1 protein-coding gene is annotated in these 255 nt (G+C 40.8%); it reads left to right on the forward strand.

Going from position 1 to position 255, the window contains the following annotated elements; translation table 11 throughout:
- A partial coding sequence (locus tag AAEZ03_RS28170) for a hypothetical protein (RefSeq protein WP_350583247.1) occupies positions 1–255 on the forward strand: 255 nt, incomplete at both ends.

The raw sequence follows: 255 nt of genomic DNA on the forward strand, positions 1-255 counted from the left end.
GAAATGCGTATTCCTTTTAAAGCGCTGCGTTTTGCACAAAATAAAGAGCAATTAACCTGGGGTTTTGCCCTAATGCGCAATTATCAACGAGATGTGCTTTATCAGTTATCAAACATTGGGTTTGATCGCGATATTAAGTGCAGCCTTTGCCAGTTTGATAAACTTACCGGCTTTGAAAAAATAACGGCCAGCAAAAACCTGCAATTAACGCCTACTTTAACTGCGCTGCGTAACGATACCAAATCACAGTTACCG

Origin of the sequence: Pseudomonas sp. HY2-MNA-CIBAN-0224 (genome assembly GCF_040310285.1) — a bacterium.
In the GTDB taxonomy this organism is placed as follows: Bacteria; Pseudomonadota; Gammaproteobacteria; order Pseudomonadales; family Pseudomonadaceae; genus Aquipseudomonas; species Aquipseudomonas helleri.